Source organism: Xanthomonas sp. WCS2018Noco2-27 (assembly GCF_031843525.1).
GTDB lineage: Bacteria > Pseudomonadota > Gammaproteobacteria > Xanthomonadales > Xanthomonadaceae > Xanthomonas.
Genome location: NZ_JAVTIK010000009.1, coordinates 16494 through 39111, shown reverse-complemented (window position 1 = coordinate 39111; position 22618 = coordinate 16494). Strand labels below are relative to the sequence as shown.

Sequence of the window (22618 nt, the reverse complement as noted above, 5' to 3'; positions counted from 1 at the left end):
GTGCGCGTCACCACACCACCTGCGCGCCGCGCGGGACTATTGGGGAGTTGCCGTGCAGCGACGTGATTTCCTGGCCCTGACCGGGCTGACCATGGGCGGGCTGATCGTACCGGCCTACTTCGGCAAGGCGATTGCCGCCGAACAGTTGTTGACGCCCTTCGATGTGGGCCGCAAGAAGCGCCTGGCCGATGCCGGGCTCACTGCCGCGCGTCAGGCCGGGGCCAGTTATTGCGATGTGCGCATCGGCCGCTATCTGCGCCAGTTCGTGATCACCCGCGAAGACAAGGTGCAGAACGTGGTCAACACCGAATCCATCGGTGCCGGCATCCGCGTGATCGTGGGCGGTGCGTGGGGCTTTGCTGCCACCAACGATCTGACCGAGCAGGGCGTGGCCAAGGCCGCCGCACAGGCCGCTGCCATCGCCAAGGCCAATGCCAAGGTGCAGGGCACGCCGGTGCAGCTGGCGCCCACGCCCGGTGTCGGCGAGGTCAGCTGGAAGACGCCGATCACCAAGAACGCGATGGAAGTGCCGATCAAGGACAAGGTGGATCTGCTGCTGGGCGTCAATGCCGCCGCCACCGTGGCCGGCGCCAGCTTCGTCAACTCGATGCTGTTCGTGGTCAACGAACAAAAGTATTTTGCCAGCACCGATGGCTCCTACATCGACCAGGATGTGCATCGCATCTGGGCGCCACTGACCGTGACCGCCATCGACAAGGCCAGCGGCAAGTTCCGCACCCGCGAGGGGCTGTCCGCGCCGATGGGCCTGGGCTACGAATATCTGGATGGCGCAGCGTCGGGCAAGTTCGTCTCGCCCAATGGCGTGGTGAACTACGGCCTGTCCTACGACATGAAGGAAGATGCCATCGCCGCCGCCAAGCAGGCACAGGAAAAACTCAAGGCGCCTTCGGTGAAGCCGGGCAAGTACGACCTGGTGCTGGACCCCTCGCACACCTGGCTCACCATCCACGAATCGGTGGGCCACCCGCTGGAGCTGGACCGCGTGCTCGGCTACGAGGCCAACTACGCCGGCACCAGTTTCGCCACGCTGGACAAGCTCAAGGCCGGTTTCCAGTACGGCAGCGACAAGGTGCATATCCTCGCCGACAAGACCCAGCCCGGCAGCCTGGGCGCGGTGGGTTACGACGATGAAGGCGTCAAGACCAAACAGTGGGACCTGATCCGCGACGGCAAGCTGGTGGACTACCAGGCGATCCGCGACCAGGCGCATATCCTCGGCAAGACCGCCTCCGATGGCTGCTGCTACGCGGACTCGTGGTCGAGCGTGCAGTTCCAGCGCATGGCCAATGTGTCGCTGGCCGCCGGCAAGACGCCGCTGAGCGTGAGCGACTTGATCAAGAACGTGGAAAACGGCATCTACATCATCGGCGACGGCTCGTTCTCCATCGACCAACAGCGCTACAACGCGCAGTTCGGTGGCCAGTTGTTTTACGAAATCAAGAATGGGGCGATCACCCGCATGCTCGAAGACGTGGCCTACCAGATCCGCACGCCAGAATTCTGGAATGCCTGCAGCGCGGTGGCCGATCAGCGCGACTACCGCCTGGGCGGTTCGTTCTTCGATGGCAAGGGCCAGCCCAGCCAATCCTCGGCGGTCTCGCATGGCTCGTCCACCGCACGCTTCGATGGCATCAACGTCATCAGCACCGCCCGCTCGCTCGGCTGACAGGAGAAACCCACATGAGCATCCTTACCGAAGCGCAGGCCAAGGCCATCCTGGACAAGGTCATCAAACTGTCCAAGGCCGATGAGTGCACCGCCACGCTCACTGGCGCCATCGACGGCAATATCCGTTTTGCGCTCAATAACGTGTCCACCAGCGGCATTGTCGACAACACCGATCTGCAGGTGCAGGTGGCGTTTGGCAAGCGCGTGGGCACCGCCACCATCAACGAGTTCGACGATGCATCGCTGGAGCGCGTGGTACGCCGCGCCGAAGATCTGGCAAAGCTGGCACCGGAAAATCCGGAGTTCATGCCGGCCGTCGACAAGCAGACCTATACCGCCAGCCCCACCTTCAGCGCATCCACTGCAGCGGTAGACCCGGCGTTCCGCGCGCAGGTCGCAGCCGATTCGATCGCCCCCTGCAAGGGCAAGGGCTTGATCGCAGCCGGCTTTCTGGAAGATGGCCAGAGCTTTACCGCGTTCGCCAACAGCAAAGGCAACTTCGGCTATCAGCGCAACGCACGCTTCGACTACACCTGTACCGTGCGCACCGAGGACGGCCGCGGCTCGGGCTGGGTGGGGCGCAATCTGAAGGACGCATCCGACTTCAAGGCCGAGCAGGACGTCCGCATCGCGATGCGCAAGGCCAGCGATTCGGCCGAAGCCAAAGCGCTGGAACCGGGCAAATACACCGTGATTCTTGAGCCGGCAGCAGCGGCCGGGCTGATCTCGTTCATGATGCGCTACTTCGATGCGCGCATGGCCGACGAGGGCCGCAGCTTCCTGTCCAAGAAGGGCGGCGGCAACAAACTGGGCGAGCAGGTGTACGACCCGCGCGTCAACATCACCGCCGACCCATGGGACGCGCGTGCAGCAGTGATGCCGTGGGACGAAGAAGGCCTGCCGCGCGAGAAGATGTCCATCGTCGAAAACGGCAAGGTCGCCAACCTGCAATATTCGCGCTACTGGGCGCAGAAGAACGGCAAGCGTGCGATCGGCGAGCCGGGCAATCTGCTGATGGCCGGCGGCGACAAGAACATCGCCGAACTGGTGCGCGGCACCGAGAAAGGCATCCTGGTCACGCGCACCTGGTACATCCGCATGGTTGATCCGCAGACCGTGTTGCTGACCGGGCTGACCCGCGATGGCACCTTTTACATCGAGAACGGGCAGATCAAATACCCGGTGAAGAATTTCCGCTTCAACGAATCGCCGATCATCATGCTCAACAACATCGACGAACTGGGCAAGCCGGTGCGCGTGGCCGGCGATGAATCCAGCTACGTGATGATGATCCCACCGATGCGGCTGCGTGATTTCACGTTTACCTCGTTGTCGGATGCGGTGTGAGTAGGAGCCGGGAATCGGGAGTCGGGAATTGGGAATGGGAGAGCAAGAGCGGCTTCTCTCAACCTGAGTGTTCACGAGTGCTTCCGGTTCCAGGTTCCCTCCCGGCGCCTGCAACGCGCCGCCATTTCCTGCAGCTGCTGCTTGGCAGCGCTGCCAGTTTGGCGCTGCCATGGCCGGCACGTGCGGCCGGCGCTTACGACTTCTGGTTTACGCGGCTGCGCTATGACTCCGGCGATTGGGATGTGGATGCGCGCATGCCATCCAACCTGATCACCTCGTTGATCGACTACACGCAGCTGCGGGTGGACCCGGAAGAGCATGTCATCGATCTGGCCGATCCGCGCATGTTGCAAGCGCCGTTCTGCTACCTGGCCGGGCACAAACTGGTGGAATTCAATCCGGCCGAGCGGCGCAATTTCGAACAGTACGTGCGTAACGGCGGCTTCGTGTTTGTGGACGATTGCAACCACGATATCGATGGCTTGTTCGCTACCTCGTTCGAGGCGCAGATGACCGCGCTGTTCGGCAAGAGCGCGCTGCAAAAATTACCGAAGAACCATCGTCTTTACAGCGCATTCTTCAAGTTCCCGGACGGCCCGCCTGCCACCAGCTTCGAGCTCAATGGCTGGGGCGATGATCTGGTGCACGACTACCTCAAGGGCATCAGCATCGACGGAAGATTGGGTGTGCTCTACAGCAACAAGGATTACGGCTGCGAATGGGATTACGACTGGCGCAACAAACGTTTTCTGGCCGAAGACAACACCAAGTTCGGCGTGAACATCGTGATGTATGCGTTGACCAACTGACATGCTGGGCAGCGCGCGCGATGCGGCCCACCGATAACGCGTCGCGCGCAGGCACGCTGCTACGTAAGGCACGTCTGGCTGGGTAACCTCATCGCATACGCATACCACTGTGGCTTCGTAGGAACGCGCTCGCACCATGCAACACCATCGATAACACCGTACTACGCGCCAATACGCCGTACGCACGCCGCCACATCACCAGAGACTCCGCATGACCTCCCCCGACGAAGACACACTCACTGCCCAGCTCTCGCAACTTGGCGCGCTGCGCGCCGCTTTGGCCCAGGCCGTGGTTGGGCAGGATGCGGTGGTGGAGCAGCTATTGATCGGCCTGCTGGCTGGTGGCCACTGCCTGCTGGAAGGCGCGCCAGGACTGGGCAAGACGCTGCTGGTGCGCTCGCTCGGCCAGGCATTGGAACTGCAATTCCGCCGCGTGCAGTTCACCCCCGATCTGATGCCCAGCGACATCCTGGGCACCGAGTTGCTGGAAGAAGACCACGGCACCGGGCACCGGCATTTCCGGTTTCAGCAAGGCCCGATCTTCACCAACCTGCTGCTCGCCGACGAACTCAATCGCACCCCGCCCAAGACCCAGGCCGCATTGCTGGAAGCGATGAGCGAGCGCACGGTCAGCTATGCCGGCACCACCTATACGTTGCCGGATCCGTTCTTCGTGCTGGCCACACAGAACCCGATCGAGCAGGCCGGCACCTATCCGCTGCCGGAAGCACAGCTGGATCGTTTTTTACTGCATGTGCGCGTGGAGTACCCCAGCGAGCAGGAAGAGCGCGACATCCTCAGTCAGACCACCGGCAGCGCAAGCGCGCAGGTGCCCAAGGTGATGGATGCGGCCAGCGTGCAGGCGCTGCAGCGGCAAGTGCGGCAGGTGCATGTGAGCGCGGATCTGCTGACCTGGATCAATCGCCTGGTGCGGGCAAGCCGGCCCGGTCCGCAGGCCAGCGACGAGGTGCGGCAATGGATCAAATGGGGCGCCGGCCCGCGTGCGGGGCAATCGCTGGTGCTGGCGTCCAAGGCGCGCGCGTTGCTGCATGGCCGGCTGGCCGCTACGCGCGAGGATGTGCTGGCGCTTGCGGCGCCGGTGATGCGACATCGGTTGCTGCTGTCCTTCGCTGCCGAAGCCGAACAACGCAGTGCCGATGATGTGGTCGCCGCGCTGCTGCGCGCGGTGCCGTTCCCGAGCTGAGCGCAGCACCATGCATCCACCGCTGCCGGCCCTGATTCCCGCCGATGTGCGCAGCCGTTTGCGCGGCTTGCAGCTGCTTGCGCGTCAGGCGCAGGGCGGGCACGGGATCGGCCAGCACGCCAGCCGCAGCCGCGGCGCCGGGCTTGAATTTGCGCAATACCGCGCCTACGAGCCGGGCGATGCGCTGCGCCGGATCGACTGGAAGCTCTACGCGCGCTCGGACCGGTTTTTCGTGCGCGAAGCCGAGCGCGAAAGTCCGCTGACGCTGTGGTTGCTGCTCGATGCCACCGCGTCGGCCGGGCAGACCGACAGCGCGCGGCCGGAGCACACCCGCCTGCAGACGATGGCGACGCTAGCCGCCTGCGCGGCCGAAGTGGCGCTGCAGCAAGGCGACCGTGTCGGCCTGTATGCCTTGCATGGCGGCGGCCTGGTTGCGGTGCCGGCGGGCGTCGGCAGCCGCCAGCGCGACCGGCTGTGGCTGGCCCTGCACGGCCTACGCGCCGGCGGCCGCTGGCCGGGGCTGGAGGCGTTGCGGCCGTTGTGGGAACGCATCGCCGCGCACGATTTGCTGCTATCCATCGGCGATGGGTTCGATGAAGAACTGGCGAGCGCATTGGAAAAGTTCGCCGCCGCGCGCCGTGAAGTACTGCAGCTGCAGGTGCTCACCTGCGACGAACGCGATTTTCAATTCAGCGGCGGGCATCGCTTCCGCGACACGGAAACCGGCGAAGAACTGCTCGGCGACGGCGCGGCGATGCGCGACGACTATCTGCAACGCTTTGCCGCGGCCCAGCGCGCACGGCAGGCGCGCTGGCAGGCAGCCGGCATCGCGCATGCGGTGCATTACCTGGATGCGCCGGCCGATGCCGCGCTGCGCCAGCTGTTCGGTCAGGGTACGGCTCGATGAGCGTGTGCTTGCACGGGGCGGCGACGGCGCATTCCAGCTCGCGATCGGTCTCGCTGTCGGCAGTGGCGGTACAGCAGCCACCACAGCGGCAAACTCGTCCTGCAAACAGCTGGCATAGCCCGCAGTGGCAACCACGCGTGCCGGGCCGCATCACGCATTGCATGTCGATACCAGTGCGGCGTGCAGCGCTGTGCGCGATGTATCTGCATTACCCAGGCAACGCCTGCGCATGAGTGCAGTGCAGACCACCGTTGCGCATGCGCACGCCATGCAACTCCGCATGCCACCGCTGTTGCGATTGCAGTCGCAGTTGCGGCCGCAGTTACCTAGGCGATGCCTTCGCATGGGTACGATGCTGACCAACGTCGAGCACGTGCACATCATGCAACTCCGTATGCCACTGCAGTTGCAGTTGCAGTTGCGGTCACAGTTGCCTAGGCAACGTCTTCGCATGAGTACAACGCCGACCACCGTCGCGCGCGTGCGCGGCTTGCAACTCCGGCTGCGGCTGCGGCTGCGGCTGCGATTGCAGTTGGAGTCGCAGTTACGGCTACAACTGCTATTGCCGCTGAGACAGCAAACCCACCCTATCCACAGCCACCCGCACACCGGCAGCACCATGCATGCACTCGCGCACGGCGTCAGCGCAGAGGCATGGCAATGAACTTGCTGTTGCTGTTCCCTGCCGGGCTCGCGGCATTGGCCGCATTGCTGCTGCCGCTGCTGATCCATCTGGCGCGGCGTAGCGAGCACCGGCCTACCGACTTCGCTGCGCTGCGCTGGTTGCGTGCAGTGCCACGCCCACGCCACCGCGTGCGCCTGGACGAGCTGCCGTTGCTGCTGGTGCGCCTGCTGCTATTGGCAGCGTTGGCGCTGCTGCTGGCAGAACCGGCGTTGCGTGCGCATCAGGATGCGCGCCCGCGTATCGCAGTGAGCCCGGGTGTGGACCTGGCCGCCGCACGCGCGCTACCGCAGCCCAAGGATGCGCAATGGGTGTGGCTGGCGCCGGGCTTTGTACCGATCGATGCCAAGACAGATGTCGCCACCAGTGATGGTGCGCAGGCCGGCAGTCCGCAACCGGTTGGCAGCCTGCTGCGCGAACTCGATGCCAGCCTGCCCGCAGACGCGCCGCTCAGCGTGATCGTGCCCGCGCAGTGGGGCGTGGTGGATGCGCAACGGGTGCAGCTGTCGCGTGCAGTGCAGTGGCAGGTGCTGCCCGGTGCGTCACCGGTGGCCGCCACACCTGCCACCGTACCGCTGCGCGTGCAGGCAATTGCCGACGACCGCACCGCACCGGCCTTGCGTTATCTGCGCGCGGTGCATGCCGCCTGGGCGCTGCCGGGCAGCTTGCCGGTGGGCACGCCCGCCGATGCCGTGCCGGCGCGCTGGGCACCCGGCACGGTGGTGGCGTGGCTGTCGCCCACCGCCCCGCCCGCGCCGGTGCTGGATTGGGTTGCGGCCGGCGGCCAGCTGCTGCTGGATGCGCGCACGCCGGTGCCGCCCGCACTCGCCGCGCCGCTGCAACCCGTGCTCGAAACACAGGGGCAGCCGGTGCTCGACGCCGCCGCATTCGGGCGCGGGCGCCTGCTGCGCTGGGCCGCGCCGTTGCAGCCGCAGCAGCTGCCGGCGTTGTTGGACGCCGGGTTCCCCACCCGCCTGCACGCTGCGCTGCAACCACCACCCATCCCGCAGCGCGCCCTGGCGCAGACCCAACAGCCGCAGCGCGGCGGCGCGATCAGGTTGACCACGCCACCATGGCCGCTGGCACCGTGGCTGGTCGGTGTGGTGTTGCTGCTGTTTGCGCTTGAGCGCTGGCTGGCCACCGCGCCACGCCGGAGCAGCGCGGCATGAGCACGCCCGCACTGCAGCGCGCCTGGCAGGCAGCACGCCGACGTCGCGCTGCCGGGGTGCTGGTGTTCGGGTGGCCGCTGGCGCTGCTGGGGGGCGCGGGTGCCTGGCGCATGGGCGCACACGCCGCGGTGGTGCCGCTGTTGCTGGTGGGCGTCGCGATGCTGGCCGCCATCGCGCTGCACGCGGCGCGGCAGCTGGACCAGACCTGGCTGATCCGCCGGCTGGATCGCGAACCGGACCTGGATGACAGCAGCGACCTGCTGTTCGCACCAGCCACGCAACTGGGCCCGCTGCAGGCGCTGCAACGTCAGCGGCTGGAGCAGCGCCTGCGCAGCACTCCGTGCGATCTGCGCCCGGCTTGGCCATGGCGACGCGCATGGCCCTGGAGCCTGCTCGGCCTGGCCGCCTGCAGCGCGCTGCTGCTGTGGCCGCCGCGGGCGCTGCCGCCGGCCGCCCCCGCCGACCGCGTGGCCGCCGCCCGTGCCAGCAGCGGCGCTGCGATGCTGCGTCAGGCGCAGCTGCGCAGCACCCCGCCGGCCTACACCGGCCTGCCCGCCGCGCGGCTGCCCGGCCTGGATGCACGCGTGCCCGCCGGCACCCGGCTGGACTGGCAACTGCAGGTCAGCCCGGCCCCGCGCAACGTCGCGTTACGGCTCACCGACGGCCGCCTCATCCCGCTGACCCGGCAGGGCAACAGCGACCAGTGGCAGGGCCAATGGATCGCCACGCGCGCCAACCTGTACCGCATTCTCATCGACGGCACGCCCGCCGACCGCCAACTGCACCGGCTGGACGTGCTGCCGGACCGCCCGCCGCAGGTGCGCGTGCTCGCCCCCGAGCAGAGCCTGGTGCTGTGGACACCGGCCAATGGCGCCTGGGCACTACGCTTCGAAGCCAGCGACGATTACGCCGTGGCCGCCAGCGCCGAGCTGCGCCTGACCCTGGCCCAGGGCAGCGGCGAGAACATCACCTTCAAGACCCAGCGCCGCACGCTCACCGGCAGCGGCCCGGCCACCCGCCGCAACTTCGCCGCCACGCTGCAGCCGCAGGCGCTGGGCATGGCCGCCGGCGATGACCTGATCGCGCAACTGATCGTGCATGACACCCGCCAGCCCGGCCCGCAGGAAGGCCGCAGCGCCAGCGTGATCCTGCGCTGGCCGCCGCCGGAACAGACCATGGCCGCCGGCCTGGAGGCGAGCGTCAAACAGACCTTGCCGGCCTACTTCCGTAGCCAGCGCCAGATCATCATCGACGCCGAGGCGCTGCTGAAGGAAAAACCGCGCCTGGACGCGGCCACCTATCTCAAACGCGCCGACGCCATCGGCGTGGACCAGCGCCTGCTGCGGCTGCGCTACGGCCAGTTCCTGGGCGAAGAAAGCGAAGGCGCGCCAAAGGGCCCACCGACCGCCGACGCACCGCCCACCAGCGACGCCCCGGCCGATGACCTGCCCACAGCCGACATGCCCACCGCCGATGCGCCGGCCGCGCAGGACGAGCACGCCCATGACGCCACGCAACCACACGCCGGTCACGACCACGATCATGCCCCCGCCCCCGCCAGCGGTGCCGCTGCCCTGGATGACCACGACCACGATCACACCGATGGGCGCCCCGAGCGCAGCGGCTTCGGCCAGGCGCAGGACGTGCTGACCGAGTTCGGCCACACCCACGACCACGCCGAGGCGGCCACCTTGCTGGACCCGCAGACCCGTGCCCTGCTGCGCGCGGCGCTGGACCAGATGTGGCAATCCGAAGGCGAGTTGCGTCAGGGCCACCCCGAGCGCGCGCTGCCGTTCGCCAACAAGGCGCTGAGCTTCATCAAGCAGGTGCAGCAGGCCGAGCGTATCTATCTGGCACGCGTCGGCACGCAACTGCCGCCGATCGACCCCAGCCGGCGCATGAGCGGCAAGCGCGACGGACTGGCGCGCGGCGCCGCTGCCCTGGACGCGCGCACCAGCCCGGATCAGCAACCGATGGCGCTCTGGCAGGCGCTGGGCAACGCTGCGCCCGCCCAGGATGCGGCCGCACTGGACGCCTTCGCGCGCTGGCTGCCGGCGCACGAGACCCAGCTCGATGCCCCGCTGGACCTGGCCGCCGCCGTCGAGACCCTGCGCGCCACACCCGACTGCGCCAGCTGCCGGCAACGCCTGCGCGCGCTCCTGTGGCCGGTACTGGTGCGTCCGCCGGCTGCCGTGCAACCGCGCACTGCCCCCGATGCGGGCGGCCAGCGCTATCTCGATGCCCTGCACGCACAGGAGCGCCCCTGATGCCGGCCTGGATCATCATCGCCACCCTGGTCGGCATCACGCTGCTGGCGTGGTGGCGCCTGCGCCGCGCCCCTATCGCCGGCTGGCGCAAGGCCGCCCTGCTCGCCTTGCAGCCGCTGTGCGCCGCGCTGCTGTATTGCGCACTGGTCCCGCCGTCGCTGCCCGGGCATGGCGGCACGCTGGTGGTCGCCACCGCCGGCAGCGACACGGCAGCGCTGACCAGCGCGCCCGGCGACGCGCGCATCGCGCTACCCGAGGCCCCGGCCGCGCTGCGCGATGCCGAGCGCATGCCGGATCTGGCCACCGCCTTGCGTCGCCATCCCGGCACCACCGGGCTGCGCATCGTCGGCGCCGGCCTGCCCACGCGCGACCGCGACACCGCGCGCGGCTGGCCGCTTCGCTACACCGCTCCAGCGCCCACGCCCGGCTTGAGCGAGCTATCCACGCCATCGTTACTGGCGCCAGGGGCCGATCTGCGGATCCACGGCCGCATCACCGGTGTGCGCGAGGCCAGGCTCGAACTGCTGGACCCGGCCGGGCGCCGCGTCGATCTGGTTGCGCCCGACGCTGACGGCCGCTTCCAGCTCGGCGGCAGCGTGCGCGCCGCTGGCGACAGCGTTTTTGTGGTGCGCGTGCTCGGGCCGGACGCACGCCCGCGCGACCAGGCCGAGGTGCCGGTCTCCGTGGTGGAGAGCCCTGCCGCCAACCTCTGGATCATCGCCGGCGCCCCGCAACCCGAGCTCAAATATCTGCGTCGCTGGGCGCACGACGCCGGCCTGGACCTGCACACCCAGATCGCCACCGGCGGCGGCATGCAGCTGGGCGATGCGCCGCGTGCGCTGGACGCCGCCACGCTGGACCGCAGCGACCTGCTGATCCTCGACGAGCGTGCGCTGGCCAGCCTGTCGCGGCTGCAACGCGATGCAGTGCTGGCGGCGGTCGAACGCGGCCTGGGCCTGTTGCTGCGCCTCAGCGGCCCGCTCGATGCCGCACAACGCACTGCCATCGCCGCGCTGGGCTTGCCGCTGCGTGACGATAACGCCGCCGCGCCGCTGCTGGTCGCGCCCGCATCCAATGCCATGCGTCAGGCGCTGCATCCGCAATCGCCACAGCACGCAGCGGACGCGCGCGATGCCACAAGCGAGGCACTGCCCACCCTGGAACGCCGCACGCTGGTTCCCGACGCCCCCGATGCCATCGCCGTGCTGCGCGCATCCAACGGCACGCCGTACGCGTGGTGGCGCGCCATCGGGCGCGGGCGTATCGGCCTGATCGCCGTCACCGACAGCTATCGCCTGGTGCTGCAAGGCCAACCCGATCTGCATGCCGCGCTGTGGAGCCAGACGCTCTCGCCGCTGACGCGCGCCCAACCCACAGCGCGCGGCCCCACCCGCGTTGGTTGGCGCGACCAACGCATCAGCGTCTGCAACCTGAGCCGCGATGCACAGCTGCTTTCGCCCGATGGCGCCACCCACCCACTGCCACCGGACCCCGGCACCGGCGCGGCGGCCTGCGCCGGCCTCTGGCCAGAGCACACGGGCTGGTATCGCTGGCAAGACGCAACACGCAGCGGCGCGCTCTACATCCGCGCACCTGCCGACGCGCTTGCCCTGTTCGCCAACACGCAACGCGATGCAACGCGTGCACTCATCAACCACAGCGCCACGCCACGCCAGGCACGCCCAACGCCCCAGCCCGGCCCACGCTGGCCATGGTGGCTGGGGTTTGTCGCCGCAGCGGCGGTGCTGTGGTGGTTGGAACGGTGGCGCAGCGCACGCGCGACACCTGCCACCTAGGCAGCGATGTGTGATGCGTGCGCGCAAGGTTTGAACGCTGCCGCGTGTACGACCAAGCGCCTAGGCTAGGAGTAAGCAGCCGCACATTGCAGCGCAGCCTGCATGAGGAAGGCACCACGTTTCAGCAAACGCTGGACAAGGTGCGCGCGGCGCTGGCCGAGCATTATCTGCGCAAGACCATGATGTCCAGCGCGGAGATCGCCTTGCTGCTCGGGTTTGAAGACACCAACTCGTTCGTCTGCGCCTTCCGGGTCTGGATCGGCAAGAAAGACGCCGCAGGCGGTTCGTCGCGATACGCCGCAGGAATGATGCGATGGCGCCGCGTGCGATCCAGCGCGCGCGCTGCAGTGCGGCCATTACGACAATGCGATAGGTACCAACAGCAGCGCTACACGGTCGGCGACGCGATGACTGCCGCCGCTGGCGCGGATGCGGTCATCGTCGGCAACTGCACGACCGGCGCATCAAAACGCCAACACGTTCTAGCCCCGACGCCACACCCGGCAGTAGTTGTTGGCCGGCATCTCGACATCTTCCACCAGCTGCAAGCCCACCTGCGCAGCCAGCGCGTCCACGTCGGCCGCATCACGAATGCCCGACGCCGCATCCCGCGCGCGCAACATCGCATCGAAGTCGCGATTGCTGTCGCTGGTGAAGTGACCATCGCGATTGAACGGCCCATACACCACCAGCACTGCCTGCGGTGCCATCACCTCGGGCAAGCCCGCAAACAAGGCCTGCACCTGCGGCCAGCCCATGATGTGCAAGGTATTGGCGCTGTAGATCGCATCGAAACCACGCTGACCATCGGGCAGTGCAGGCAAGGCCGGCAGTGGCGCCAAGCCAGGCGTCGGCGTCAGCACGGCCTGCAGTGCCAGCGGCGGCGGCGTGTTGGGTAGCGCGGCGTCATCCAGCCATTGCTGCATGCCCGGCAGATGATCGGCGTGATCGCTGGCCTGCCACTGCAACCACGGCATCGCCGCAGCAAAATGCACCGCATGCTGGCCGGTGCCTGCGCCGATTTCCAGCACATGGTGGCGATCGGCGAAGTGACGCTGCAACACTGCAAGGATCGGATCGCGGTTGCGCGCGGAGGCAGGCGAGAAAGGTTTGGTCATGGCCAAGGTCCGGACAGAAAGGAGGCATTGGAGCGCTCGCCATTGTCGCGCGTCGCGGCGCAGATTGCGTTGGCCGGGGGACGCAGATGCTCGCACTCGACATGCCGCTGTGTGCCGCGCGGCGTCGAACCGTCGGTGCCAAGCTGCATGTAGCGGCGCGCGCCACAGGTGCATCCGCTCACTGGCGCGCTGCGCTGCATGCGCCAGAAGTGCACTGCCTCGTCGGGATCGCCCATCACTGCCGATCGCCTGAGCTGAGCCGTCCCGCGCAACGGCGGCAGCCTGGTCACAGCAGCAGGCCCCAAGCCGCTAGTTCTTGTCTGAACCCTGGTTCTTATCTGAAACGCTGGTCACCGACAGCAACACATCGGTGTAGTGGTGGCCGTTATCCGAATGAAAGAGCGTCCCGGACACGCGCGCCTGACGGCCCTTCAGCTGCTTGAAAGCGCGCATGGTTGTTGCATCGAGGGACAGCTGCAACAGCGTGATGCCGGTTGCAGATGGCTCGAAGTCCTCTTTGCCATCGGTCGCCTCCACGGTGAGCGGAGCAACGAGTTTGATCGCCGGATATCTCACCTCCGCACCATCGGGTGTCTGGCCGGTGGCACTGATGAGCATGCCCTGGAGCGTGACTTCCGGCGCGCCGTACCGATATGACTGCGCACAGGCAGGCGCGGCGATGACGCCACACAGGATCAACAGCAAACGCCGTGCAGTTTTCATTTCACGCAGTCCCTTGCAATGGTGATCAGGGTAGATCGTAAGGCCCTATCGCGCAGGAGGCAGCGCCTCATACGCCCGCCGCACCGCCTCCTCGCCGAACTGCCGTTCCAGCCGGCGCACGATGAAGTGCCCGCGGGCCATGGCCTGGAAGTGGCGGATAAAGACCGTGTTGAGGGTAGCGCCGCTCACCGCGCCCACCAAGGGCACCGCCTGCACGGCGAGTTTCTCGCCCACGTTGACCGAGAACTTGGCGGCGATGCGCGAGACCAGCGACACCAAGGCCGGCGCGCCCTTGCTGGCGAAGCCATGCGCAGCGACATGGCGGGCAGCGGCGCTGAGCTGCTGCGCCATTGCCGCGCGCACTGCGAAATAGCCCGATTCGGCGCCGTCGTCCACCACGCTGCGGCCGCCGTGCGCCAGCACTTCCAGACAGGCCAGCGCAGTGTCCGGGCTTTGCAGCGATTCGCCTTCGGCGCGCGCGATGTCGGCGATGGAGCGCAGCATCACGGTGGTGGTCAGCGGCAACTCCACCATCAGCCCCGGCAGGCCGAAGAAGCCGCCGGCACCACCGGCCACGGCCACCGCCAGGGTGTGCCGGGTGGTGGAGGCCGGCTGCAGCGGCTCGGTCTTGCCGCGCAGACTCAGCAGTGCCGACTTCATGGCCACCTGCAGCGCGCGACGGGTGAGGCCGTCGATGCTGCGGGTCACCATCTTGGGCAGCCGCTTGGTGATCAAGCTCTCGATCGGCGCGCCCAGCGCGTTGGCCAGCTGGGCTGCCACGCCGGGGTTTTCCAGCAGCGCGTGCGCCGTGGCCAGGTCGCGCTGCGCGGCCACATCCATCACCGGTATCGGAAGCGTCGTCATGCCTGCTCTCGTCATAGGGTCTGCGTGGATGTTACCCAGCGCCGTGTGAGCGCCGGACGAGCGGCCGGCCGCAGATCGGCCAAAGCTGCAATTGGCTGGCAAAATGCGCGATCATCGGCGTCCACGCAGGCAATGCCCATCAGATGAACCGTGAGATCCGCCACAGCATCGTGATCGCCGCCGCGCCCGAAGTGGTGTCCGCCGCGCTGTCCGAGCCCGTGCAGCTGGCGCGCTGGTGGACGCGCGAGGTGCAGCAGGCCGACGACTGCGTGCGCCTGGATTGGAGCAGCCACGGCTGGCAAGTGGTCCTGCGCATCGACGAAGGCGCCGACCATCGGCTGGTGCGCTGGCGCTGCGAACGTTCCAACATGCTCGACACCGCGGCCTGGGAGGGCACGGTGATGCGCTTCGATCTGATTTCCACCAGCGAGGGCACGCGCGTGGAATTCGTGCAGTCCGGCTACCGCGATTCGCCGTGTCTGGAGGCGTGCACCCAGGGCTGGCAGTACTTCCTGGGCAGCAGCCTCAAGCGCTATGTGGAAACCGGGCAGGGCATGCCCTACCCGGACATGCCCGACACCCGCGACCCCGCACTGCGCTGAGCGCAGCACGCGCTCATGCAGTGCGGGGCTGGCCTACCGACGGCACGCCGGGTACCGGCAACTGCGCATCCACCGTGACCGGGCTATCGGCCTGCAGCAGCGCACGCGCCTCCGCAGCGCTGGCCACCGCCGGCGGCGAGCCACGCAGCGGCAGCCCGGCGGTTTCGCGCACGAACAGCATCGTCACCAGCCCGATCGCCGCCGCGCCCATCAGGTAATACGCCGGCACCAACGGGTCGCCGGTGCGCTCCACCAGCCAGGCAGTGACCAGCGGCGTGGTGCCGCCGAACAACGACACCGAGACGTTGAAGCCGATCGACAGGGCGCTGTAGCGCACCGGCGTGTAGAACAGCGCCGGCAAGGTGGACGGCATCGAGCTGGTAAAGCACACCAGCGCCAAACCCAGCAACATCAATCCGAGGAAGATCAGCGCATCCGAGCCGCTGCCGATCAGCAGCAGGCACGGAATCGCCAGCGCAAACAGGGCGATGCACGCGCCGATGATCATCGGCCGACGCCCCAGTTTGTCGCTGAACATGCCGCCGACAATATTGAGCGGCATCATCACCAGCATGACCAGGATGATCAGCAGCAAGCCCTTGCTTTCCGCATAGCCCATGGTGACGCTGAGGTAGCTGGGCATATAGGTCAGCAGCATGTAGTCGGTGACGTTGAACACCAGCACCAGGCCAACGCACTTGAGCAGTTGCGGCCAATGCAGGCGCAGCAGGGTCATCAGGCCCTGGCCGGCAGTCTCCCGTTCGCGCTGTTCGGATTGCTCGGTGTAGGCACGAAACGCCGGGGTTTCTTCCAGTTTCATGCGCATGTACAGGCCCAGCAGTCCCAGCGGGCCGGCGATCAAAAAGGGCACGCGCCAGCCCCAATCGAGCATCTGCGCCTGCGTCACGCTCATGTGCAACGCGGTCACCGTGGCGGCACCGGCGATATAGCCGCCCAGCGTGCCGAATTCCAGCCAGCTGCCCATCACACCGCGATTGCGATCGGTGGCGTATTCGGCAATGAAGGTGGCCGCGCCGCCGTATTCGCCGCCGGTGGAAAACCCTTGCAACAAGCGCGCCAGCAACAGCAATGCCGGTGCCCACAGACCGATGCGTTCGTAGGAGGGAATCAGGCCGATGCTGAAGGTGCCCAAGGCCATCAGGATCATCGTGGCCGCCAGCACCTTCTGCCGCCCATAGCGGTCGCCCAGCGGGCCGAACACCATGCCGCCGATGGGTCGCACCAGAAAGGCGACGGTGAAGGTGGCAAAGGTGGCGATCAACTGCGCAGTGGGATTACTCGCCGGGAAGAACACCTGCCCCAGCGTCACCGCCAGATAGCCGTACACACCGAAGTCGAACCACTCCATCGCGTTGCCCAGCGCCGCGGCGCTCACCGCGCGGCGCAGCATGCTGCGATCCACCACGGTGACGTCGTCGAGTTGCAGTTGGCGGCGGCGTTTGAACCAACCGAAGTGCGAACGAATCGCGCGCGTGTCGTGCATGTGCTTGGTCTCCAGGTGCGTTGCAGCTGCAGGCCATCGCTGCCCGCTCGTCCTGACAACACACAGAACACGGCACTTCACACACACGGCAGGAGCACATGCACTGGAGAGACCGGAGGCATTCCCGGACGGCCGCGTCAACTCAGCGGCGCTGCGGGACAGATGACCAAATGGATGGGCGTACGCCCAAGGGCTTGATCAGCCCGCTATGTTACTACAGCGAGCAGTTGGCTGCAGACGCGACCGTGCGCGACGCAGGATGTGCGCTGATTTCAGGCGTTTTTCTTGATTTTTTGCAATTGCGTCAACGGCGGCAACACCTGCTCCGCGATGACAATGACGACGTTTTGATGCAGTGGCACTGCACGCTTGGAGCAGCCAACAAAACGCGTGTGCAGCCGCCAGGCAGGCACGGCATGTGCTCGGTGCGACATGTACGACTCGTACATTGCAATTCCGAGTGCGCCGTCTGCATCCAACTGACGACTGCTCACTGCATTTTTAACCGCTCTCGGTTCGTTTGCGCGCGATGACGCGCGCGATCGGGCCAACCGCAACACATCCACCACCGCGCAGGCTGCAAGCGCAGCGCGCGTCAACCTGCGTCCAGCACCGCCAGCAAATCTTGCAGATCTTCACGGGTCTGCGGGCGCACCGCGCGGGCGACCTCTTCGCCATCGCGCAGCAGGATCACCGTCGGCCAGAGCTTGACGCGAAAGGAGCGACCCAACGGCCGCCCTTTTCCGTCTTCGAACTTGCGGTACGCCATCGCGTCATAACCACCCAGCAGTTTCTGCAACAACGGCTGCGCCGCGATGCAATGCCCGCACCAATCGGTGCCGAATTCCAGCAGCTGCAGCCCGGCCTGCGCGTCCACCGCGCTACGTTCCGGTGCCTGTGTGGCGTAATCGCGAACAAACCCCATCGACACTGTCTCCATGACCGTAAGTGACCCACACCCTACCGCACAGCCGACCGGTCACTGCGCAAGCTGCGGTCGGCAGCGCGGTGCTCGAATGCTAACTCCCGATTCCGAACGCCGGCCGCGCGGGCCGAACGGCGCTCGGTTCGATCGTTGCGCTTACGATAATGCGCGCTGGATGTCTTCCAACGGCAAGTTGGTCAGGTCCTTGGCCAGATCGCCCACCAGGCGCTGTTGGGTTTCCTTGTGCAGCAACGGACGGATGCGGCCCAACGTGGTCGGGTCGGCCACCAGCACCAGGTGCATGTACTCGTGCTTCAGTGCGCCATCGTTCAACGCGTGCGACAGCTGTTTGGCGAAGGTCATTTCGTCCCGGTCTGCGTCGGTGAGATCCTGCGGCGCCTTGCCGGCCGGGCCGTCGTCGTCGACGTTCTGCACATCGGTACGCGCATGCTGGCGCAGCACGACCTTGGCTTCGTTGCCGGTATTGGTGAACCAACGCGCTTCGCCGCCGTCGGCCACTACCACCAAGGCACCCTGAGGAATTTGCAGGCTCATCCGATTTCTCCTGTTTCGATGATCGGTGCGGCATGTGCTGCACCCAGTCGGTCCCAACCTAGGCGAGAAGATGTAAGCACTGTGCCTAGCCGGTGTCAGTGCCGCGTTAGCGTGGCGCGGCCGAGGTTGGCCCCGGCAGCCCCAGATGTCGGCTGAAGAAGCGCGCGGTCACGCGCAGCGCCTGTTGGCTTTCAGGCAGCGTGTCGGTGCGATGGAACCCGTGGCCCAACCCATCTCACACGTGCGTGCCTGGCGTCGGCAGTCGCGTACGTGCGCGATGGCGCCACACGTTGCATCCCTGCTGAAAACGATCAGCGGCAGGGATGCACATGCACATGCACATGCACATGCAGTGGCGCATCCATCAGACGCGCGCTGTGCACGCGCATCGGCGCTCGGCGTTGGTGCGCTTCCCCGCACAGCGACTGCTGCGTCACCGGCACGCAGCGGAGCACTGCGTGCCAGCTGCTGTGCGCCACGCTCAGCCCAGATACGGCCGCTCGTTGGTAAACAGCAAGTTCCGTGCGCCGTCGCGCCATGCCTGCGGACAGCGCTGACCGAGCAACACCGCCGCCATCGCATACGCCACGCCGCGTCCGGTCAGGCTGACCCCCTTCAATGCCGCCTCGGCATCTTGCTGGCTGTTGCCGGCCTGCACGGCGGTAAAGAAATGCGAGATCGCCGTGGCATCGTCGCCGAGATCGCGCAGGGTGGTGTCGCGCGCTGCCTGCACCGGCCAGCCCTGACGTGCGGCCAAGGCCCACGCAACGGGTGCGGTGAAATAATCGATCCCCGCCTCATCGCCGAGCGCGCGTGCCTGTTGCAGTAGTGCCGCGGTGGCGCCCTCCGATGCTGCCGCCAGCCGCACCAGCCGTGCCTGTACATCGGGGTCTGCCGCAGCGCCCGCCACCGCAGCGTCCAGTTGGCCAGCGGCCAATGCGTGATAGCCCTGGTATGGCGTGTCCTGCGTGCCCTCGCCGCTTGTCAGCGCAAGCATCGAGGCCAGCGCTGGCGAGCGCTGCGCCATCGCCGCAAGATCCGGGGCCAGGCCACGGTAACGCTGCAACCGCACCAGCTGCGGCACGATGTCATCAGCCATCGCCGGAACCTGTGCGACTTGTTCGTAAAGCGCCTGCGCTTCCGGCAAGCGGCCTTGCTCGGCATGCACGGCGGCGGCAGCGCGTTGCAGCCACGGATCGTTCGGCCAGCGCGTGTGCGCGTCGAGGAAGGCCCGATCGCGCGCCGCCGGGTCGCTGCCGCAACGGATCGCCGCGTACTGCAATGCCGGCGCGTCGGGGCGGGCCAGGGCCATCGCGGCGTGCTGCTTGCAGACCTGAGCACGCTGCTCCGGAGTGGCGGTGTCCTGCTGGACGCGCAAAGCCACCACATCCAGCGGGTCGCGCTGCAGGCGCTCGGCCAGGATCGCCCGCACTGCCTGCGGCGCCGCGCGTTGTAGGCGATCCAGCCATTGCTCCAGATAGGCCGATTGCGCGCCATCCCAGCGTGCGTGCGCCTGCATCAGCGCCAGATCCTGCGCAGGTGTCAGCTCGCCCAGCAGTTGGTGCGGTGGCCGATCGGACACCGCAGTCACCACATCGCGGTACTGGCTGCCCTTGCCGCTGACCGTTTGCGGCGGCTCGTTGAAGACCGCCTGCGCGGTGGTGCGTTCCCAGCGTGCGTTGTCGAGATGGCGTGTGCTGTCTTCTGCAGCCGCGCCATAGCTGGCGCGCCAGTGCAGCAGCAGCGCGGCGCCGGCCACGTTGTAGGCGAACTGGCCGCCGTGCCCGCCGCTGGGCGCATCGAAGGTTTCGATCACCCCGCCCGCCGCCGAGCGCGTGCTGATGTGGTGGCTTGCCTGCTCTGCCAGCTGGAACACATGGCGACCGTTCGGCGGCAGCGAGGCGATCTGGTCGTCGATGCGCACCGTCACCGTCTGCTGCAAGCCGTTGTAGGCCACCACCTCGGCCAGGCCGACCGTGCCGCCGGCCCACAGCACCCCGGCCACGATGGACGCGGCCACCACAACGCGCGCAACGGAGGGAAACAGGCCATCGGCGGCCAGAAAGCGCTGCCACAGGTTTTGTTTGAGATTGCGCTGACGCTCCTCGCCCGGCAGACGCACCGGATAGTCCGCAGGTGCCGCCGCCGGTGTGTCGCTGGTGGGGGCAGACGCGCCGTGGCGCATCTGCTCGGCCACTGCATCTTCGGCGTGCAGCAACTGCTCCAGGCTGGCATCGCGCAGCTCGCTAAGCGCGCTCATGGTGACCTGCACCCAGCCCTTGGCCGCATCCATCCACGGGTTGATGTTGTTTTCGTCGGCCTCGGACAGCCGGAACTCCGGCAGGCACTGCTGCCACTGTTCTTTGCCCAGGGCGGCGGCCAGCGGGGCATTCAAGCGCATGTGCGCGACCTGCTCGTACACCCGGCGCAGCACCCGTTGCAATTCATTGCACGCCGCCACCAGTTGGCGCAGCTCCTTGGCCGACACCCGGCCATCGGCGATCACGCTGTGGAAGGTCTGCAGGTACAGCAGATGCGCATCGTCCAGATCGGCGAGGGTGTGGTCGGTGTAATGCAGCACGGCCAGGTAGCCACGCAACAACTCGGCCCATCCGCCGCCGAGGGCGTTGGCCGCAGCCAGATGCACGCTGCGGCAGCGTCGGTCGTGGCCGCTGACTCGCGCACGCAACACCTGCAGTTCGTCATCGAGTGTTGCGATCACCGCAGGCAGCTGCGCGCGCGTCAGGCTGGTGCCTTTCCAGGTCACCACGCCGCCATTTGCACGCAGCCCGCCGTCCATCAAAGCCTGCAAGCTGGCGCGTTGCCGTTCGCGTTCGCGCAATTGCTCGATGGCCTGGCCATCCTCAGGCAGGTACAACCCATCCAGCGCCTGCAGCAGATCGCCCTGCGGCAACGGATCGGCATACAACTCGGCCACGGTCCGCGCAGCGCGGGTGCAGGAGCGACCCAGATACAGGCCTTGATAACGCCGCGATAACGACAGGGCCGCAAACTCGCGTTCCAGCGCGGCCAGCGACACCTCGATGTCCACACAGGTGGGCGCCTGCCCGTTGAACAAACCGAGCGAGACCTGCTCGCGCAGCGCTTGTGCGTTGCGCAGCACGTCCATCGCCGGGCGGGCGTCGATCGGGCAGGCGATGTAGTGACGCTTGAGGTTCTCTTCGCGGGCTGCGCTGGGCGGATGGGTGGCCCACATCTGCGAGGGTTGTGCGATGTCGTTCTGAAACAGCCGGTACGCGTGCGCCGCATCCTCGGGCACCGCCGGTACCACGCCGTGGCCGGGGTCGTTCAAGACCACGCGCATGTGTTCGATGGTGCGCGACTGGATGGCGAACAGATCCTTGACCGGGCGGTCCTGCGCAAACTCGCGTCCGGCAAAGCGCAACGCGCGCTGCCAGCCGTCGTCGGCCGCTTCCAGCTTGTGCAGCGCGTGGACGAGGGCGTCGCTGCCGGTGAGCGAGGCGGCTACCAGATCGGCCTGGTATTCCATCTCGCGCGATAGCGCACGCTGCGCCAGCACCACGCCACGGAAGGCGATTTCGACCAACGAACGGATCGACCACACGATCAACGACAGCCCCCAGCCGATCCACGCCACACGCAGGTCGATCCGCGACAGCGTCGCCAGCAGCTTGTCCAGGGCATCGCGCTTGCCCACGATATGCGCGGCGATCTGCTGGGCGATGTAGACCCAGCGGCCCACCGCCATCGTGCGTTGCGCAAAATGGCCGAATTCGTGCGCGAGCACGGCCTTCAATTCGCCCAGGTTGAGCACATTGACCAGGCCCAGGCCGATATCCAGATTCTTGCGCGAGGGCAGCAGCAGGTTGAGCAGCGACAGGTCGTAAAACACACCGGCATTGACCTGCGCCGACAGGTAGACCTTGTGCGGACGCGGCGCGCCGGCTTCGTCGGCTAACCGATGCAGGAACGCGAACAGCTCCGGTTGCTCGGCCGGGCGCAGTTCCAGCGCGCGCATATCGCGTTCGGCACGCTTGTTGAACACCAATGCCTTGGCCATGAACACCGCCAGAAACGCAGCGCCCAAGGCCACCAACCACATCCACACGGCCTGCTCGCCGCCGGAGCCCTGCAGCAGCCCGAACGCCAACCGATACGCCGTCCAACCGAACCACCCCAGCAATCCCAGATACACGGCGATGAAGCCGCCCAGCCCGAGCATGGCCAGCCAGGCATTGCGTCGGTATTTGCTGCTGGGTGCGGTGAGCCGTTCCGGCACTACCGCCGGGCCTTGCGGATAGAGCGATTCCATTCTTCTTCCCTGTAATGAGTAACCGGGCGCAACGCAGTCAATCGGCATCCCGGCCGGGTGATTCGATGTCCAGGTGCGATCTCCCCTCGCCCCGGACGCGCCAAAAATAACGGACTGCTGCTGCAAAATCCATGCGTGCCGGCGCGGGCCGCGCGTGCTGCCA

General features: G+C 67.1%; 19 protein-coding genes, 1 other RNA gene and 1 pseudogene. 11 read left to right on the top strand and 10 right to left on the bottom strand.

Features of this window, described 5'->3' with window-relative positions:
* Positions 1–52 precede the first annotated feature (52 nt).
* The 9 genes from RQH86_RS14945 to RQH86_RS14905 all read left to right on the top strand — a co-directional run bounded on the left by RQH86_RS14945 (position 53) and on the right by RQH86_RS14905 (position 11870).
* Entirely contained in the window at positions 53–1687 is a 1635-nt protein-coding gene (locus RQH86_RS14945) for a TldD/PmbA family protein (RefSeq protein WP_311238089.1), read from the top strand.
* A gap of 14 nt (positions 1688–1701) precedes the next feature.
* Positions 1702–3036: a TldD/PmbA family protein gene (locus RQH86_RS14940; protein WP_055852849.1), complete on the top strand. Its 1335-nt coding sequence runs from the start codon at positions 1702–1704 to the stop codon at positions 3034–3036.
* Positions 3033–3845: a DUF4159 domain-containing protein gene (locus RQH86_RS14935; RefSeq protein ID WP_311238090.1), complete on the top strand. Its 813-nt coding sequence runs from the start codon at positions 3033–3035 to the stop codon at positions 3843–3845. The genes RQH86_RS14940 and RQH86_RS14935 overlap by 4 nt, the downstream gene beginning before the upstream one ends.
* Positions 3846–4056: 211 nt before the next feature.
* Complete coding sequence (locus tag RQH86_RS14930) at positions 4057–5049, top strand: MoxR family ATPase (protein ID WP_311238091.1); 993 nt, start codon at positions 4057–4059, stop codon at positions 5047–5049.
* A gap of 10 nt (positions 5050–5059) precedes the next feature.
* Complete coding sequence (locus RQH86_RS14925; RefSeq protein ID WP_311238092.1) at positions 5060–5956, top strand: DUF58 domain-containing protein; 897 nt, start codon at positions 5060–5062, stop codon at positions 5954–5956.
* Between the two features lie 352 nt (positions 5957–6308).
* Entirely contained in the window at positions 6309–6620 is a 312-nt protein-coding gene (locus RQH86_RS14920) for a hypothetical protein (protein ID WP_311238093.1), read from the top strand.
* Positions 6617–7807 (top strand): BatA domain-containing protein, encoded by a 1191-nt coding sequence (locus RQH86_RS14915; protein ID WP_311238094.1) that lies wholly within the window; start codon positions 6617–6619, stop codon positions 7805–7807. Before RQH86_RS14920 ends, RQH86_RS14915 begins: the two co-directional genes overlap by 4 nt.
* The gene (locus RQH86_RS14910) at positions 7804–10074 is read left to right on the top strand and encodes a hypothetical protein (protein ID WP_311238095.1); all 2271 of its coding nucleotides are present in this window, start codon (positions 7804–7806) and stop codon (positions 10072–10074) included. Before RQH86_RS14915 ends, RQH86_RS14910 begins: the two co-directional genes overlap by 4 nt.
* Positions 10074–11870 carry a carboxypeptidase regulatory-like domain-containing protein gene (locus tag RQH86_RS14905; protein WP_311238096.1) on the top strand — a complete coding sequence of 599 codons (1797 nt, stop codon included), beginning with the start codon at positions 10074–10076 and terminating at the stop codon, positions 11868–11870. Before RQH86_RS14910 ends, RQH86_RS14905 begins: the two co-directional genes overlap by 1 nt.
* 482 nt (positions 11871–12352) lie before the next feature.
* On the opposite strand, the gene RQH86_RS14900 is transcribed toward RQH86_RS14905, so the two are convergent.
* The 4 genes from RQH86_RS14900 to RQH86_RS14885 form a co-directional block, all read right to left on the bottom strand.
* Positions 12353–12988: a DUF938 domain-containing protein gene (locus RQH86_RS14900; RefSeq protein ID WP_311238097.1), complete on the bottom strand. Its 636-nt coding sequence runs from the start codon at positions 12986–12988 to the stop codon at positions 12353–12355.
* A complete protein-coding gene (locus RQH86_RS14895; RefSeq protein ID WP_311238098.1) occupies positions 12985–13224 on the bottom strand; it encodes a hypothetical protein in 240 nt (79 codons plus the stop codon). The genes RQH86_RS14900 and RQH86_RS14895 overlap by 4 nt, the downstream gene beginning before the upstream one ends.
* 73 nt (positions 13225–13297) lie before the next feature.
* Positions 13298–13693, bottom strand: coding sequence for a DUF4431 domain-containing protein (locus RQH86_RS14890; RefSeq protein WP_311238099.1), 396 nt, complete (start codon positions 13691–13693; stop codon positions 13298–13300).
* 63 nt (positions 13694–13756) lie between these two features.
* Positions 13757–14551 carry an EcsC family protein gene (locus tag RQH86_RS14885; RefSeq protein ID WP_115514851.1) on the bottom strand — a complete coding sequence of 265 codons (795 nt, stop codon included), beginning with the start codon at positions 14549–14551 and terminating at the stop codon, positions 13757–13759.
* Positions 14552–14718: 167 nt separating this feature from the next.
* On the opposite strand from RQH86_RS14885, the gene RQH86_RS14880 reads away from it, so the two are divergent.
* Complete coding sequence (locus RQH86_RS14880) at positions 14719–15177, top strand: SRPBCC domain-containing protein (RefSeq protein ID WP_055852824.1); 459 nt, start codon at positions 14719–14721, stop codon at positions 15175–15177.
* Between the two features lie 13 nt (positions 15178–15190).
* On the opposite strand, the gene proP is transcribed toward RQH86_RS14880, so the two are convergent.
* The gene (gene proP, locus RQH86_RS14875; RefSeq protein WP_311238100.1) at positions 15191–16681 is read right to left on the bottom strand and encodes a glycine betaine/L-proline transporter ProP; all 1491 of its coding nucleotides are present in this window, start codon (positions 16679–16681) and stop codon (positions 15191–15193) included.
* 272 nt (positions 16682–16953) lie between these two features.
* On the bottom strand, positions 16954–17094 hold the full coding sequence (locus tag RQH86_RS14870) for a hypothetical protein (RefSeq protein WP_311238101.1): 141 nt from the start codon (positions 17092–17094) through the stop codon (positions 16954–16956).
* A gap of 19 nt (positions 17095–17113) precedes the next feature.
* On the opposite strand from RQH86_RS14870, the gene RQH86_RS14865 reads away from it, so the two are divergent.
* Positions 17114–17188, top strand: a non-coding RNA gene (locus RQH86_RS14865) — sX9 sRNA.
* An 88-nt stretch (positions 17189–17276) separates the two neighbouring features.
* Here the strand turns inward: RQH86_RS14865 and RQH86_RS14860 are convergent.
* The 4 genes and pseudogenes from RQH86_RS14860 to RQH86_RS14845 all read right to left on the bottom strand — a co-directional run bounded on the left by RQH86_RS14860 (position 17277) and on the right by RQH86_RS14845 (position 22365).
* On the bottom strand, positions 17277–17606 hold the full coding sequence (locus tag RQH86_RS14860; protein WP_311238102.1) for a thioredoxin family protein: 330 nt from the start codon (positions 17604–17606) through the stop codon (positions 17277–17279).
* A gap of 156 nt (positions 17607–17762) precedes the next feature.
* Positions 17763–18161 (bottom strand): host attachment family protein, encoded by a 399-nt coding sequence (locus RQH86_RS14855; protein WP_055852817.1) that lies wholly within the window; start codon positions 18159–18161, stop codon positions 17763–17765.
* Positions 18162–18267: 106 nt separating this feature from the next.
* Positions 18268–18405 (bottom strand): annotated as a pseudogene (locus RQH86_RS14850) (alpha/beta hydrolase); the annotation flags it as partial.
* Between the two features lie 237 nt (positions 18406–18642).
* The gene (locus RQH86_RS14845) at positions 18643–22365 is read right to left on the bottom strand and encodes a M48 family metallopeptidase (protein WP_311238178.1); all 3723 of its coding nucleotides are present in this window, start codon (positions 22363–22365) and stop codon (positions 18643–18645) included.
* Between the last annotated feature and the right edge of the window lie 253 nt (positions 22366–22618).